Origin of the sequence: Streptomyces sp. NBC_01257 (genome assembly GCF_035917255.1) — a bacterium.
Lineage (GTDB): Bacteria > Actinomycetota > Actinomycetes > Streptomycetales > Streptomycetaceae > Streptomyces.
Map to the genome: position 1 here is coordinate 8,182,906 of NZ_CP108472.1, position 15,388 is coordinate 8,198,293.

10 protein-coding genes are annotated in these 15,388 nt (G+C 69.5%); 2 read left to right on the forward strand and 8 right to left on the reverse strand.

Features of this window, described 5'->3' with window-relative positions; genetic code table 11:
* Positions 1-6: 6 nt before the first annotated feature.
* From OG408_RS35655 to OG408_RS35690, 8 genes are all read right to left on the reverse strand, one after another.
* Positions 7-1,485: a sugar transferase gene (locus OG408_RS35655; RefSeq protein ID WP_266786625.1), complete on the reverse strand. Its 1,479-nt coding sequence runs from the start codon at positions 1,483-1,485 to the stop codon at positions 7-9.
* A 648-nt stretch (positions 1,486-2,133) separates the two neighbouring features.
* The gene (locus OG408_RS35660) at positions 2,134-3,171 is read right to left on the reverse strand and encodes an ABC transporter permease (RefSeq protein WP_326673718.1); all 1,038 of its coding nucleotides are present in this window, start codon (positions 3,169-3,171) and stop codon (positions 2,134-2,136) included.
* A complete protein-coding gene (locus tag OG408_RS35665) occupies positions 3,168-4,760 on the reverse strand; it encodes a sugar ABC transporter ATP-binding protein (protein WP_326673719.1) in 1,593 nt (530 codons plus the stop codon). The genes OG408_RS35660 and OG408_RS35665 overlap by 4 nt, the downstream gene beginning before the upstream one ends.
* An 88-nt stretch (positions 4,761-4,848) precedes the next feature.
* A complete protein-coding gene (locus OG408_RS35670) occupies positions 4,849-5,889 on the reverse strand; it encodes a substrate-binding domain-containing protein (RefSeq protein WP_266785795.1) in 1,041 nt (346 codons plus the stop codon).
* 339 nt (positions 5,890-6,228) lie between these two features.
* Positions 6,229-7,566 (reverse strand): ABC transporter substrate-binding protein, encoded by a 1,338-nt coding sequence (locus OG408_RS35675; protein ID WP_285564133.1) that lies wholly within the window; start codon positions 7,564-7,566, stop codon positions 6,229-6,231.
* A gap of 63 nt (positions 7,567-7,629) precedes the next feature.
* On the reverse strand, positions 7,630-8,595 hold the full coding sequence (locus tag OG408_RS35680; protein ID WP_266785799.1) for a carbohydrate ABC transporter permease: 966 nt from the start codon (positions 8,593-8,595) through the stop codon (positions 7,630-7,632).
* Positions 8,596-8,599: 4 nt separating this feature from the next.
* Positions 8,600-9,526, reverse strand: coding sequence for a carbohydrate ABC transporter permease (locus OG408_RS35685; protein WP_285564131.1), 927 nt, complete (start codon positions 9,524-9,526; stop codon positions 8,600-8,602).
* A 510-nt stretch (positions 9,527-10,036) separates the two neighbouring features.
* Complete coding sequence (locus tag OG408_RS35690; protein WP_285564130.1) at positions 10,037-11,020, reverse strand: LacI family DNA-binding transcriptional regulator; 984 nt, start codon at positions 11,018-11,020, stop codon at positions 10,037-10,039.
* 365 nt (positions 11,021-11,385) lie between these two features.
* Between OG408_RS35690 and OG408_RS35695 the strand changes: the two genes are divergently transcribed.
* Positions 11,386-12,822, forward strand: a complete 1,437-nt coding sequence (locus tag OG408_RS35695) for an RICIN domain-containing protein (RefSeq protein ID WP_326673720.1) — start codon at positions 11,386-11,388, stop codon at positions 12,820-12,822.
* A 118-nt stretch (positions 12,823-12,940) separates the two neighbouring features.
* Complete coding sequence (locus tag OG408_RS35700) at positions 12,941-15,379, forward strand: RICIN domain-containing protein (protein ID WP_326673721.1); 2,439 nt, start codon at positions 12,941-12,943, stop codon at positions 15,377-15,379.
* Positions 15,380-15,388 lie beyond the last annotated feature (9 nt).

Below are 15,388 nucleotides of genomic sequence, written 5' to 3' on the forward strand. Positions count from 1 at the left end.
CGTGCATCAGTAGGCCCCCTGCCCGTAGAGCACCGCCCGCAGCGTCTTCCAGAGGATCACCGTGTCCAGGGCGAGCGACCAGTCCTCCACGTACCGCAGGTCGAGCCGGACCGCCTCGTCCCACGGCAGGTCACTGCGTCCGCTGATCTGCCACAGGCCGGTGAGCCCGGGCTTGACCAGCAGCCGCCGCCGGATGTCCGGGCCGTACGCGGCTGACTCCTCCGGCAGCGGCGGGCGCGGGCCGACGAGTGACATCGATCCGGTGAGTACGTTGAAGAGCTGCGGCAGTTCGTCGAGCGAGTACCGGCGCAGCGCCCGTCCCACCCGCGTCACCCGCGGATCCCGGCGCATCTTGAACAGCGGACCGGCGCCCTCGTTGAGGTCCGCCAGTGCGGCACGGGCTCCGCAGGCCCCGGTGACCATGGTGCGGAACTTGAGAATGGTGAACTCGCGGCCGTCCTTGCCGACCCGGCGCTGGCGGTAGAACGCACCGCCCCGGCTGTCCACGAGCACGATCAGCCCGACGCCCACCATCAGCGGCGCGAACAGCAGCAGCAGGAGCGCCGCGCCCATCCGGTCGACGACCCCCTTGATCGCCCGGCGGCCTCCGGTGAAGGCCGGCATGCTCACCCGCAGCATGGGGATGCCGAGCACCGCGTCGACGTGCAGCCGCGGACCGGCCACCTCCATCAGCACGGGGGCCACGACCATCTCGGCATCGCTGCCTTCGAGGTTCCAGGCGAGCCGCTGCAGCCGGTCCGGTGACCAGTGCGGGTCCGGTGTGACCGCGACGACGCGGTAGCCGTCCCGCTGCACGTGTCCCGCGACCTCGGCGAGCCGCCCGACGACCGGCACCCCGTCCAGCTGGTCACCGTCGAGACCGGCGCCGTCCGTCGTGCACACCGCGTCCACCCGCCAGCCCAGGTGCGGGAACTTGCGGGTCCGGGCGATCAGATCGCTGACGGTGGCCAGGCTTCCGGCGGCGAGCACCGGTCTCAGACAGCGTCCTTCCTTGCGCTGTCTGTGCAGCCACAGACGCAGCAGATACCGCGTGGTCATGGTCACGACCGCGATGGCGGGGATCGCGACGAAGATCCAGAGTTTGATGTTGCGCGAGGTCAGGGCGATTCCGCCGAGGGCCAGTACGACCGTGGCCGCGAACAGTGAGCGCCCGAGCCTGCGGAATTCCTCCGCACCCTGGCCGAGAACGGCCGGAGCCCACGCCCGGCTCACGGCCAGCGCTCCCAGCACCAGCACTTCGGTGCCGAATGCGAGAATCCCCCATTTCTCATGCCAGTTGGCCGCGTCCCGCACTCCGAAGAAATTGCCGATCACCGCCACCACAAAGGCGGTGGACACCGTGTCGCTGATGATCACGGTACGGCGGTACCGCAGTTCCCACCCGATCGCGAGCGGACTGTTCGCCCCCTTCGCCAGACGCTCGTGCGCCGACGGAAAAGGGCCGACTAATTCCCCCTGCCACACAGAACCCCCCCAGGTCATCAGTGGTTCGACGTGTCCGCCGAGCACTGTTCTCCCCCCACGAGAGGTCCCCACCTCCCGCACAGATCCTCCCAACGGGAGGCTCCGCCCCAGACACTGCGCTGTTCGTGCTCGCGGAAGGCACACGGCCTTTCCGCGCATGACGTACCGATGTTTCTCCAGCGTCTCTTGCTTCAGCGTCTCTTGAGTGACGCACCCGGGCCGTCGGACCGCCGAAGTGCGCGTCGAACCGCGGAAAGTCCAGGTGCTCCCCGCACCCGGGTATCCCTTGCAGGTCTCAGGAATCGATCATTCCCGCATGTGGAGCCGGGTATTAATCGCTGACTCGTGGCGCCGAACCTGAAGATCGTTAATAGTCGCCTTGCGGCCTCATCGCTGAAGCATGGTCAATCTAGACCACCCGGACCGGCATGTGCAGGGGATGCGCGCATTTGGTACGCAGACTGGGGAAGGAGTGCCCTATTTCCCACTGTCAACCGGTTCGGTGACCCGGCGCACCGGTGGTGATGTCCGGTATCCGGTCGGTTCGTGCCCTGGCGGCGCCGGGGGAGGGGGAGAGTCCGGGAAACGCGTGGGGAGTTGTCCACCCGCCGGCCGTGAGGCGCGGCGGACAGCGCAACGCGTGAGCGCTCAGTGGGGGAGCCCGACCGCCCTCTCGCCGTTGCGGCGCTGCTGGATGACGACGGCTATGACGAGGAGGGCGCCCTGGGCGACGTTCTGCCAGAAGGTGTTGATGCCCTGGACGGTGAGGCCGTTCTCCAGGGCGCCGAGGAGGGCGACGGCGAGGAGCGTGCCGCCGATGCCGCCCTTGCCGCCCTTGAGCGCCGCGCCGCCGAGCGCGGCGGCCGTGATCGCCTTGAGTTCGAGGCCTTCACTGCCGGAGACCGGCTGGCCCGAGCCGGTACGGGCGGTCAGCAGGATTCCGGCGACCGCGGCGACCACCCCGATGAGCGCGTAGACACAGATCAGGTACTTGTTGATGCTGATGCCGGCGAGGCGGGCAGCGGTGTCGTTGCCGCCGACGGCGTACAGATTGCGGCCGATGTCGGTGTACTTGAGCAGCAGGTGGACGGTGACGGCCACCACGATCAGGATCCAGACCATGACCGGCAGACCGGCCATCTTCCCGCGCCCGAGGAAGATGAAGACGTCGTTGTTGAGGACGTAGCCCTGGGCACGTCCGTCGGACAGCAACTGGGCGAGCCCCTTGTACGCGGCAAGGCCGGCGAGGGTGGCGATCGTCGGATTGACCCGGCCGTAGACGATCACGAGGCCGTTCAGCGCGCCGATCAGCATGCCGACGCCAACGGCGGCGGCCATACCGAGGAACGCTCCCGATCCGGTGGCGGTGAAGGTCATGGCGCTGACCACGGACGCGACGCCGACCTGCGATCCGACGGAGATGTCGAGGCCGCCACAGATGATCACCACGGTCTGGACGATCGCGAGCAGCCCGGTGATGGTCGCCGCCTCCGCGATGACCTGCATGTTCGACAGGCTCAGATAGTTCTCGTTCAGGACCCCGAAGAGGGCCAGTACGACGGCGAGCGCGCCGATCAGGCTGATGTTCTGGCCGCCCAGGCCGGCGACGGGGTTCCGCCGGCGTGCGGCGGGGCGGTCGCCGGGGGTCTCCTTCACAGCGGGGGAAGGGGTACGGGTGAGAGTCATGAGGAGGCTCCGGGGGCGGTGCCGGCGAAGTCGTCGGCCATGGCGAGTTGGAGGATGGATTCTTCGGTGGCTTCGCCGCGGTCGAGTTCGCCGGTGATCCGGCCGCCCTGCATGACGACCACGCGGTCGGCCAGGCCGAGGAGTTCGGGGAGTTCGGAGGAGATGACCAGCAGCGCGACTCCCTCGGCGGCGAGATCGGCGATGATCTTGTAGATCTCCGCCTTCGCGCCGACGTCGATGCCGCGCGTCGGCTCGTCGAGGACCAGGACCTTCGGTCTGCGGGCGAGCCAGCGGGCCAGGACCACTTTCTGCTGGTTGCCGCCCGACAGTTTGCCCACCTCGTGGTCGATGGACGGGGCGCGGACCCGCAGCCGGTCGGTGTACTCCTGCGCGAGCCGGCGCTCGGCCGCGCGTCGGACGAAGCGGAAGCGCCGCAGCCGGTCCAGCACCACGAGCGACGTGTTGTCCTTGACGGACTGCCGCAGGAACAACGCCTGTGCCTTGCGCTCCTCGGGCGCCAGCCCCAGGCCTGCACCGATCACCTCGCCCGGCCGGCCGCTGCGCAGCGGCGTGCCGTCGAGGGTGACGCTGCCGCTCCGGATGGGGACGTCGCCCGCGAGCGCGAGGGCGAGTTCGGAGCGGCCGGCCCCGATCAGACCGGCCAGCCCGACGACCTCACCCGCCCGTACCTGGAGCGAGATACCGGTGACATCGTCGGTCGTGAGGTTCTGGACGTCGAGGACCAGCCGGTCGACGGACACGCGCTGACGTACGAACGCGGCGGACAGGTCGCGGCCCACCATCCGGCGCACGAGTTCGCCCTCGTCGGTGGCCCCGGCATCCTGGACGCCGATCAGACTGCCGTCCCGCAGCACCGCGACGCGGTCGGCGAGCCGGAAGATCTCCTGCATGCGGTGCGACACGTAGACGATCGCGATGCCCTCGTCGCGGAGCCGCCGGATGAGCGTGAAGAGTGCGTCGACCTCGTGCTCCGACAGCGACGACGTCGGTTCGTCGAACGCGATCAGCCGTGCGGTCGTGCCCCCGGTCAGCGCGCGCATGATCTCCACCAACTGCCGCTGGGCGGGGGTGAGCTGCGAGCCGAGCAGGGCCGGGTCCAGGACGTGGGCGAAGCCCAGCCGGTCCAGGTCGGCCTTGATGCGCCGGTTCAGTCCTGCCCGGTCCAGCATCCGTCCGCGGGTGCGGGGGAGCGCGCCGGCGTAGACGTTCTCCGCCACGGAGATGTGGGGGATGATCTCGGGCTCCTGCGGGATGATCCGTATCCCGGCGGCCCGTGCGCGTGCGGGGGAGTCGAGCGCGATCGGCTCCCCGTTCACGACGACGCTCCCCTCGGTGGGCTGATGGTCACCGGTCAGGATCTTCAGGAGCGTGGATTTGCCGGCACCGTTCTCACCCATCAGCGCGGTGATCTGTCCGGCGGGGAATTCCAGCGTGACGCCGCCGAGCGCCTGTACCGGGCCGAAGCGCTTGGTGACGCCCGACACCCCCAGGGGAAACGGATGGGCCGCTCTCGGCGGGGGTCCGTCCTCGGACTCCGGTGCGGCGGCCGGGTGTTGCGTGGGATCCATGGGTCGGTTCACCTCGGGGAAACGGTGCGGGCAGGGGCATGGTGCGGGTCGCCGACGGGGTGTGTGACGCCCGCCCGCGGGGGACCGCTCAGCCGCACGTGACTCCGGCGCCCTTCCACGAGGTGTGGTCGACCATGGTGGTGGGGGCGAAGGCCTCGCTGGGGAAGTCCTTGCCGTTCTTGAGCTTGTCGTACATGGTCTGGACGGCCAGGGCTCCGACGTCCTTGCCGTTGATGAAGAGCGCGGCCTTCATGCCGGTCGGCTTGTCGGACTGCCATTCCTTGCAGGCGAGGTAGGCGCCGAGCCCGACGCCGATGACGCGGTCGGGGCCGACGCCCGCGTTGGCGAGCGCGGTCACGCCGCCCATGACGTTCTCGTCGTTGCAGCCCCAGACCACCCAGTTCCTGACGCCGGAGTTGGCGGTGATCGTCGCGGCGATCCTGTCCTGGGCGCCGGTGGGGGTGTTGTCGGTGGGAACGTCGATGTTCTTCACACCGGGAACGGCCGCCCGGAACGCCTTCTTGGCACCGGCCACCCGGTCACCGCAGACGGTGACGTCCTGCTTCCAGGCCGAGATGGTCCGCGTCTCGGAGGCCTTCCAGCCGGCCTTCCGGTACTCGGCGGCTGCACGCTTCCCGACCTCCTCGCCCATCTGGGAGCCGCTGAACCCGATCCGCGGGACGAGGTCGCCCTTGCCGCAGGAGGCGGGGTCGGGGCCCGTGGCGCAGATCTGGTCGTCGGAGGTCAGGAGCGCGACCTTGCCGTCCTTCGCGGTCTGCACGACCTGCGGGCCGACGGCCGGGTCGGGAACGACGATGACGACTCCGCTCGTCTTCTGCGCGATCGCCGACTGCACCTCACTGACGGTCTTGTTGGCGTCGTTGCCCAGGTTGACCACCTTGAGGCCGACGCCCAGCTCCTTCGCCTTCTCCTTCGCGCCGGCGGCCTCGCCGATGAAGTACTCCTGGTCGCCCTGCTTCTGCAGATACGTGATCGAGAGGGGGCCGTCGGCCTTGGCGGCCGGGCCGTCCGCCGTGGACTCCTTGCCCGAGGAGCACGCGGTGCTCAGACCGAGGGTCAGCAGCAGACCGGTGGCAGCGGCCGCGCGGCTGGGCGTGGAACGGAACATCGGGATCTCCTAGGTGCTGACAGCGACCTCCGCCCGGCAGTCGCGCGGAGGTCGGTACGAGAGGAGGAAAGAAGGGGCTGCGGGGCTGAGAGAACGCCTCGTCGCAGGAACCTGGATCCTGGGAATCAAACAGGTTCAAACGTTTAGCTACATAACACAACGCGATGCTTGGAACGTCAAGAGGTGCGGCTGGGTGAGATGAGTCCGTTACAGGCAACCATCCATATCGGTGAATGGGTAATGAAAAGCCCCCAGTTCAGCTGACACGCCAACGAGTTCGAAGGCCTGCCGACTGAACTGGGGGTGCGACAATTTCAAACAGCCTGTGTGCGGTGAGGGTCAGTCGCTGACGCTGAACCCCTGGTCCTTGCCGTACTTGACGCTCGCGTCCTGCCAGGCCTTCAGGCCGTCGGTGAGCTCGGTGGAGGACACATAGGCCTTGCCCACGGTGTCGTTGAAGACCGAGTTCGCGTACACCTGGTAGGGCAGGTAGGACCAGTCGGTGCTGACGTTGCGGGCCGACTCGGCGAAGACCTGGTTGGCCTTCTGGCCGCCGAAGTAGGGGAACGGGGCGTCGAGGAACGCCTTCGACTCCAGGTCGGCCCTGGTGGCCGGGAAGGCGCCCGCCGAGACGCGGGTGGTGGCGCCGGCTCCGGTGGTGGCGAACTCCGTGAAGGCGTAGGCGAGTTCCTTGTTCTTGGCGGCCTTCGGCACGGCCAGCGAGCTGCCGCCGTTCTCCGCGCTCGCCTTGTCGCCCTTCGTCCACTGGGGCAGCGGGGCGACGCGCCAGTCGCCCGAGGCGGCCGCGACTCCGGAGGTGAGGTTCGCCGGCATCCAGGCGCCGATGGAGAGGGTGGCCAGGGACCCGTCGGCCAGGCCCTTGTACCAGGCGTCGCTCCAGGAGCTGACCGGCGCGACCAGCTTCTCGTCGAGGAGCTTCTGCCAGGTGGCGGTGTACTTCTTGGTGCCCGCGTCGCCGAAGTCGACGGTCACGTCCGTGCCGTCGGCCTTGTAGGGCCGGCCGCCGGCCTGCCAGATGAGACTGGTCGTGGCCCCGGCGTCACCGGTGTCGTTGGTGATGAAGATCTTGGGGTCGGCCTTGTGGAGGGCGCGGGCCGCCGCCACGTAGTCGTCCCATGTCGTCGGCACCTCGATGTGGTGCTTGTCGAACACCTTCTTGTTGTAGAAGAAGGCCATCGGGCCGGAGTCCATGGGCAGGGCGTAGACCGCCTTGTCCTGGGTGACCGCGTTCCACGGTCCGGGCGTGAACGTCTTGCCGAACTTCTCGGCACCGTAGGGGGACAGGTCCTCGACGGACTTGGCGATGGCGAACTGCCCGAGGGCGTAGTACTCCACCTGTGCGACATCGGGGGCGCCGGAGCCGGCCGCTATCGCGTTCTGCAGGGCGGTGTACTGCTTGTCGCCGGTACCCGCGTTGACCAGCTCGACGTCGACGTTCGGGTACTTCTTCTCGAAGTCCTCCGCCACCTTCTTGAGCGTGGGTTCCCAGGCCCACACCGTGACCTTTCCGCCCTTCTCCAGGGCGGACTTGACGTCCTTCGGGGCGTTGCCCCCGTCGCCGTCCCCGGCGTCGGAACCGCAGGCCGTGGCGGTCAGCGCGAGTGCGGAGGCCACGGCGAGCGCGCCGAGCAGTCTGCGGGTGGTGTGCTTTCTCATGGGCTGTGCTCCTGGTCGGTGATGCGGGTGGAGTGGGAGAGGGGAGGGCGGAGGGGCGGCGGCCTATTCCTTGACGCTGCCCGCGGCGAGACCGGACTGCCAGAACCGCTGGAGCAGCAGGAAGATCACCACGATGGGCACGATCGTCAGCAGGGAGCCGGTGATGATGAGGTCGAAGACGGCCTCGCCGCCGGCTGTCTGGGCCTGGGCGTTCCAGGCGCTGAGGCCGAGGGTCAGCGGGTACCAGTCGGGATCCTTGATCATGATCAGCGGCAGGAAGTAGTTGTTCCACGTCGCGACCATCGAGAACAGCAGGACGGTGACCGTGCCCGGCATCAGCAGTGGCAGGGCGATCGTGAAGAAGGTGCGCAGCTCCCCGGAGCCGTCGACGCGGGCGGCTTCCAGGAGTTCGGCGGGAATGGCCTCGGCGGCGAACACCCACATCAGGTAGAGCCCGAACGGGGAGATCAGGGACGGGATGATGACGGCCCACGGGGTGTTGGTGAGGCCCATCTTGCTGAACATCAAGAAGGTGGGGACGGCCAGGGCGGTGCCCGGGACCGCCACGGCTCCGAGGACGACGGCGAAGACCGCCTTGCGGCCGGGGAAGTTGAACTTGGCGAGGGCGTAGCCACCGAGAACGGCGAGGACGGTGGCGCCTCCGGCGCCCGCGGCCACGTAGAGGAGCGTGTTGAGCAGCCAGCGTACGAAGACGCCGTCGTCGTACGTGAGGGTGCGGGTGATGTTGTCCCAGAGGTTGACGTCGTCGGCGAACCAGAGCCCGAAGGAGTCGAGCAGTCCCTTCTGGTCCTTGGTGGAGTTGATGACGAGCCAGGCGAGCGGGAGCAGGGTGTAGAGCAGGGCCAGGCCGGTGACGAGGGTCAGGGGGATGCTGGGCCGGGGGTTGAGCGGGGTGTGCGGGAGCCGCTTCCGGCGTCTCGGCGTGGTGGCCGCGGGCGTGGTCACCGGAGCGCCGCCGGCGGGCTCGGCGGCCTCGGTCGCCGCCGCTGTGGTGAGAGGGGTGGTCATCGGCTCAGCCCTTCCGCATGCCGCGCAGCTGGACCGCGTAGGCGATGATCGCGGTGATCACGCCCATCACGATGGCCACGGTCGCCGCGTAGTTGTGCTGCTGGCCCGCGAAGGACAGCGAGTACGTGTAGAGGTTGGGGGTGAAATCGCTGGTGATCGCGTTGGGGGCGAGCTTCTGGAGGATGCTCGGCTCGTTGAACAGCTGGAAGCTGCCGATGATCGAGAAGATCGTGGCGATGACCAGCGCGCTGCGGATCGCCGGCAGTTTGACCGACGCCACGATGCGCCATTCGCCCGCGCCGTCGATCGCCGCGGCCTCGTACAGCGAGCGCGGGACGACCTTGAGCGCGGAGTAGAAGATCAGCATGTTGTAGCCCACGAACTCCCAGGTCACGATGTTGCCGATGGCGGCCAGGACCAGGGACGGGGAGAGCGGGTCGGGCAGTGTCACCCCGAGGGTGTCGTTGATGTTGCCGACGAGACCGAAGCGGGTGCCGTAGATGAAGCCCCAGATCAGGCTGGCCACGACGGCGGGTACCGCGTACGGCAGGAAGACCGAGACGCGGAAGAACGCCGTGCCGTACAGCCGGCCGCTGTCGATCGCCAGGGCGATGAGCAGCGCGATGCCGAGCATGATCGGCACCTGGACCAGGAGGAACAGGCCCACGCGGACCAGTCCGTCCCAGAACCGGGGGTCCGTGAGCGCCTCGCTGTAGTTGTCGAGGCCGACGAAGGAGGTGCCCCCGATCAGCTGGTCCCGGAAGACGCTGAGGTAGAGCGCGTATCCGATGGGGGCAAGGAACACGAGGCCGAAGACCGCGACGAACGGACCGACGAATCCCCAGCCGACGAAGGCCTCCTTCCGGCGCCGGAGAAGGGTTCGCCCGCGCGGCGGCTGGACCGCCTGCGCAGAGGTCGTCAGGAGCGTCATGGTGGTTCCTTGCGTCGGTGACCGACTGGTCGGGAACGGGGCGGAGGAAGCTGGGGCCTTGGATGGGAAGGCCGCATGAGGAGGGCCGGAAGCAGTGGGAGCCGATGGCTGATGTTTACGTAATCATCGGGTGGCTCGATGGTTGCATCACCGTCAGATGGGCGTCAAGCACAAGGAGGTAGCGATCAACCGTGATGTGCGGCGAGAGGCCGTGAGTTGACGCAGGGAACGACGGCCGGAGGCGGGCTCGGTCAGCCGGCGGAACGGTGCGGGCTCGGCGGCCCGAGGGGCGGCGTACGGGGCACGCGCGCCGAGCGCACGGATCCGCCGCCGGGGTGACGCAGGGAAAACCGCTGGTGGGGGCGGGGTGGACGGGTGCTCCGCCGGGTGGCCGAGCACCTTGCGACGGGGCGCGGCTTCAACGTACCTGTGGCGCGGCGGCGCATCCGGAGGGCGGCCGGCGGCCCGGCCCGCGAGCGGACGGCCGTCGGATCAGCAGCCCGGAATCCGTCAGACGGCGGGCGGTGCCGTGCTGGCGCGCACGACGAGAGTGGGTTCGACGGCGAGGCGCCGCGGCCCGTTGCCGCGGCGCTCGATCTGCTCCAGCAGCAGGGTCACACAGTGCCGGCCCACCACGTCGAAGTCCTGGTGCACCGTGGTCAGCGGGGGTTCGAAGAAGGGGGCTTCGGGCACGTCGTCGAAGCCGGCCACGCTGATCTCGCCCGGCACGGACCGGCCCGCCTCGTGCATGGCGCGCAGGACCCCAAGCGCCATCTGGTCGTTCGCCGCGAAGACGGCTGTGGCCTCGGGCATCTGGGCCAGGGTCCGCCCGGCCAGGTAGCCCGATTCGGCGGTCCAGTCCCCGTACAGGGTCGGACGTACCGGGGCGCCGGCCGCGACGAGCGTGCGCTCCCATGTCTCGGCTCGCCGCCGCGCGGCGAAGGAATCGCGCGGGCCGCTGACGTGGTGGACGGTCCGGTGGCCGAGCTCCAGCAGGTGCCGGACCACGCTCTGCGTGCCGCTGGCCTGGTCGAAGTCGACGTTCGGGTACTGGTGACCGGTGTCGCCGTCGGCGACGACCACCGGCATGGTGGGCGGCAGATGCAGCGACGGGGTGTCGAGCATCTGCGACTCCACCAGCACGATGCCGTCGACGGACTGCAGCATGAGATGGCGGAAGGCCTGCCGCACGGCGGCTTCGGTCTGCGCCCGGATTCCCATGAAGTTGACCGAGAACCCCGCCTCGCGCGCCGCGTCCGCGATGGCGCCGAGCGTACGGGCGTTGCCGTGCGCGCCCACGTCGAAGCTGACCACGCCGATCGCTCCGAACTTGCCGGTGACCAGCGCACGAGCTGCCGCGTTCGGGCGGTAGCCGAGCTCCTGCATCGCGGCCAGAACCCTCGCGCGCGTCGTCTCGTCGACGTTGTCGTGGTTGTTGGCCACGCGGGAGACGGTCTGTGAGGAAACACCCGCCTTCGCCGCGACCTCCGCCATGGAGGGCCACTTCCGGGGCGGTCGCGAGCGCGGCGTTCTTGTTGCCTTTTCCGCCACCTTCGACCGCTCCTTCCCAGAGGTTCTGGGGGTGCGCGCAGGCTGCACCCCCATGCAGTCATGTTGACGCAAACAGGCCCTCCGGGTCAAAAGGCGGCCGCTTTCGTCCGACTCCTTGACAGGCTTCCGCGCGCCCTCCCACACTTCCGGCTACATCGTGTTTACGAAAACATCACGTAAGCAGCGGTGCTCGGCACAGCCCGAAGGGCCGTCTCCCCCCACCCCGCCGCTCCGTGTTTCCGCGGCGGCCGTCTGCCGTGCTGTCCGCGCGGCAACCAGTCCGACGAGAGACCACGAGGTGTCGCGCCATGCGACTGAACATCCCCAGGACGGCGGCAATGATCTGCGCCCTCCTCTTCTCCCTGCTCACCACCGGGGGCACCGCCCACGCCGCCCCGGTGACCGTCGTCAACGGCACACAGTTCACCGATCCCGCCGGCAACCCCGTCCACGCGCACGGGGGCGGCGTGATCAAGGTCGGGCAGTACTACTACTGGTTCGGAGAGGACCGCAACACCGACAACACCTTCCGGTACGTCTCCGCATACCGTTCCACGGACCTGAAGTCCTGGGAGTTCCGCAACCACGTCCTGACCGAGGCCACCGATCCGGAGCTCGACCAGGCCAACATCGAGCGGCCCAAGGTCATCTACAACGCGTCCACCCGGCAGTTCGTGATGTGGATGCACAAGGAGAACACCTCCGACTACGGCGAGGCGCGCGCCGCCGTCGCGGTGTCCTCGACGGTGGACGGCGACTACGCATGGCGCGGCAGCTTCCGGCCGCTCGGCCACATGTCCCGGGACATCTCGACGTTCGTCGACACCGACGGCACCGGCTACATGATCTCCGCGGCCAACGAGAACGCCGACCTGCACGTCTACCGTCTGACCCCTGACTACACCGCGGTCGAGTCGCAGGTCCAGAAGCTGTGGCCGGGCCAGTGGCGCGAGGCGCCCGCCATGTTCAAGCGGGACGGCGTGTACTTCCTCCTGACCTCCGGCGCCACGGGCTGGGCCCCGAACCAGCAGAAGTACGCCACCGCCTCCAGCGTCACCGGTTCCTGGACCGGTCTGAAGGACGTCGGCGACCCGACGGCCTACCGCAGCCAGACCGCCTTCGTCCTCCCCGTCCAGGGCACCGGGGGCACCTCGTTCCTCTACATGGGGGACCGCTGGGGCAACGCCATGGGCGGCACGGTCAACGACTCCCAGTACGTCTGGCTCCCGATCGCCTTCCCCACCCGTACGAGCATGACGATGGACTACTCCCCGCAGATCACCGTGGACGCGGCCGCGGGAACCGTCAGCGGAATGAACGTGCCCTGGGAGACGCTGGCCGCCCGTAACAGCGGCAAGTGCGCCGACGTGGCGAACTTCGACTCGGCGGACGGCACGCAGCTGATCCAGTGGGGCTGCGGCAGCGGTGTGAACCAGAACTTCTGGATCAAGGAGCTGAGCACCGGCAACGTCCAGATCATGGCCCGGCACAGCGGGAAGTGCCTCGGTGTGGCCGGCGCCTCGACCGCCGACGGGGCGCTCGCCGTACAGAACACCTGTGACGGCTCCGCATCCCAGCAGTGGGAGGTCCGGACGACCGACACCGCGGGCTACGTCGAGTTCGTGGCCCGGCACAGCGGCAAGTGCCTCGACGTCGTCAATCAGTCGACGGCCGACGGAACCGCCCTGGAGCAGTGGACCTGCAACGCGGGCGACAACCAGAAGTGGCGGCGCTCGGCGGTCTGACCGCCCCCGAGACCACCACCCCCCACGACGGCCCCCACGTCACCGCGCCTCCCGGCCCCGGGCCGGGAGGCGCGGTGACGGACCCCGGCCGACCTCACCCCCACGTGAAGGAGCACGCGTGTTCTGCACCCGCAACCGACCGCCGGCACGTCGAACCCGGCGGCTCAGGAACCTGGCCGTCCTCGGCGCCACCACGGCCCTCGTCGCCACGGCCGTCACAGCCGTGGGCACCGGTACGCAGACGGCGAGTGCCGCGGAGACCCCCGCCGCGGCACTGACCGTACGCCTCGACCCCAGCTACCAGCATCCGGCCTTCGAAGGATGGGGAACCGCCCTGGCCTGGTTCGCCAACGTCACCGGAGGCTGGCCGGACGCACAGCGCAACGCGCTCGCGGACGCCCTCTACGGTGCCGACGGCCTCGGCTTCACGATCGCCCGCTACAACATCGGCGGCGGGGACAGCCCCGAGACCGCCCCGTACATGCGGCCCGGCGCGGCCGTCCCCGGCTACTGGAACCGGCCAGGCCCGGAGACCCCCGACTGGTGGGACCCGGACCGTGCCGACCACTGGAGCCCCGGCGCCGACGCCAACCAGCGCTGGTGGCTCACGGCCGCCAGGGCGCGCGGGGCCCGCACCTTCGAGGCGTTCTCCAACTCCGCCCCGTACTTCATGACCAACAGCGGGCTGGTCTCCGGAGCGGGCGACGGCGGGCAGGACAACCTGCGGGCCGACCAGTACGACCGGTTCGCCGCCTATCTCACCGGCGCCCTCCAACGGGCCCAGTCCGCCACTGGAGTCACCTTCGACTCCGTCTCACCGGTCAACGAGCCCGACACGGACTACTGGCACGCGGGCGGCCGCCAGGAGGGCTCGCACTGGGACCCGGCCTCCCAGGCGCGCATGATCACGACCCTGCGTGCCGCGCTCGACGCGAAGGGTGTGAAGACCCCGATCGCCGCCATGGACGAGACGAACCCGGACACCTTCCGCTCCGACTGGGAGGCGTACGCGCCCGGCGCACGCGAGGCCGTGGGCCGGCTCAACGCGCACACGTACGGGACCGGCGGCCGCACCGGGGCCCGGGACATCGCCAAGGGCGAGGGCACGCCCCTGTGGATGTCCGAGGTCGACACCGGTGGCAGCGTCCCGCAGAGCTTCACGGACATGAGCCCCGCACTCGACCTCGCCCGGCACATCAACGACGACATCCGGGAGCTGGAGCCGAGCGCCTGGGTCCTGTGGCAGGCCGTCGAGGACTACGAGAACATGACGCCCGGTCACGAGAACTCGAACTGGGGCCTCATACAGACGGACCTCACCCCCGACGACGCGGCCACCGAACCGCTGCGCAAGAACAAGAAGTACTGGGCGATGGCGAACTACAGCCGTTTCGTGCGCCCCGGCGCGCACATCGTCGACACCGACGACCCGCAGACCCTGGCCGCGGTACGGCCGGGCGGGGACGGCGTGGTGGTCGTCCACTCCAACCCGACCGGCGAAGCACGCGAACTCACCCTCGACCTCGACGGCTTCCGCACGGCGGCCGACGGACTCGTCGAGCGGTGGACCACGGACGCCACCCGCAATCTCAAGCGCGACACCGACGCGGCCGTGACCGGCCGGACGCTCAAGGCCACCGTCGGCCCCGGTTCCGTCACCACGTTCGTCCTGCCCACGGTCACCGGTGTGGACCCGGCGACGGCCACCGCGCCCACGGGCGCCCCGCGCCAACTGGTCAACGACAACAGCGGCAAGGCGCTCGCCGTGGCCACCGTCAACGGCGGGAACACCCCGGTGCAGCGCACCTCCGCACCCGCCGACCCCGCACAGCAGTGGACCTTCACCCCGCTGTCGGCCACGGACTGGAGCGCCGGCGCCGCCTACCGCGTCACCAGCCGGAAGACCGGCCAGGCACTCTCGGCATCCGACGGAACGCTCACTCTCGCCCCACCGGGAACGTCCACCGCGCAGCAGTGGATCCGCTCGACCACCGGCGACGGTCACCACACCCTGATCAACAGGGCCAGCGGCGAACTCCTGGACGTCAGCGGCGCCTCCACCGGCGACGGCGCGCCGGTCGGGGTCTACCGGCCGACGACCGGCGCCAACCAGTCCTGGACCCTCCCGAGCGCGGCACCGGACAGCTGGAGGACCCTGGCCTTCCGGCACAGCTCCCGGTGTCTCGACGTCAGCGGCGCGGGCTCCGGCGACGGGGCGGCCGTCGTGCAGTACGGCTGCACCGCCGGTACGAACCAGCAGTGGTCGCTCCGTCCCACCGGTGGCGGATACGTGAACGTCGTGGCCCGCCACAGCGGCAAGTGCCTCGACGTGAGCGACGTCTCCACGGCCGACGGCGCGGTCGTCCTCCAGTACGCGTGCAACAACGGCCGCAACCAGGAGTGGGCGGTGCGCGGCACGGGCGACGGGTACCTCACGCTCAGGGCCCGGCACAGCGCCAAGTGCCTGGACGTGGACGGCGCCTCCACCGCGGACGGCGCGAAGGCCGTGCAGCGCACCTGCGACGGATCCGGGGCACAGCAGCTCCGGCAGGGCTGACGCCACAGC

Excerpts from the sequence above, each read along its gene's own strand:
- OG408_RS35660 (WP_326673718.1), bottom strand. The coding sequence starts at position 3,171 with ATGACTCTCACCCGTACCCCTTCCCCCGCTGTGAAGGAGACCCCCGGC.
- OG408_RS35665 (WP_326673719.1), bottom strand. The coding sequence starts at position 4,760 with ATGGATCCCACGCAACACCCGGCCGCCGCACCGGAGTCCGAGGACGGA.
- OG408_RS35670 (WP_266785795.1), bottom strand. The coding sequence starts at position 5,889 with ATGTTCCGTTCCACGCCCAGCCGCGCGGCCGCTGCCACCGGTCTGCTG.
- OG408_RS35675 (WP_285564133.1), bottom strand. The coding sequence starts at position 7,566 with ATGAGAAAGCACACCACCCGCAGACTGCTCGGCGCGCTCGCCGTGGCC.
- OG408_RS35680 (WP_266785799.1), bottom strand. The coding sequence starts at position 8,595 with ATGACCACCCCTCTCACCACAGCGGCGGCGACCGAGGCCGCCGAGCCC.
- OG408_RS35685 (WP_285564131.1), bottom strand. The coding sequence starts at position 9,526 with ATGACGCTCCTGACGACCTCTGCGCAGGCGGTCCAGCCGCCGCGCGGG.
- OG408_RS35690 (WP_285564130.1), bottom strand. The coding sequence starts at position 11,020 with ATGGCGGAGGTCGCGGCGAAGGCGGGTGTTTCCTCACAGACCGTCTCC.
- OG408_RS35695 (WP_326673720.1), top strand. The coding sequence starts at position 11,386 with ATGCGACTGAACATCCCCAGGACGGCGGCAATGATCTGCGCCCTCCTC.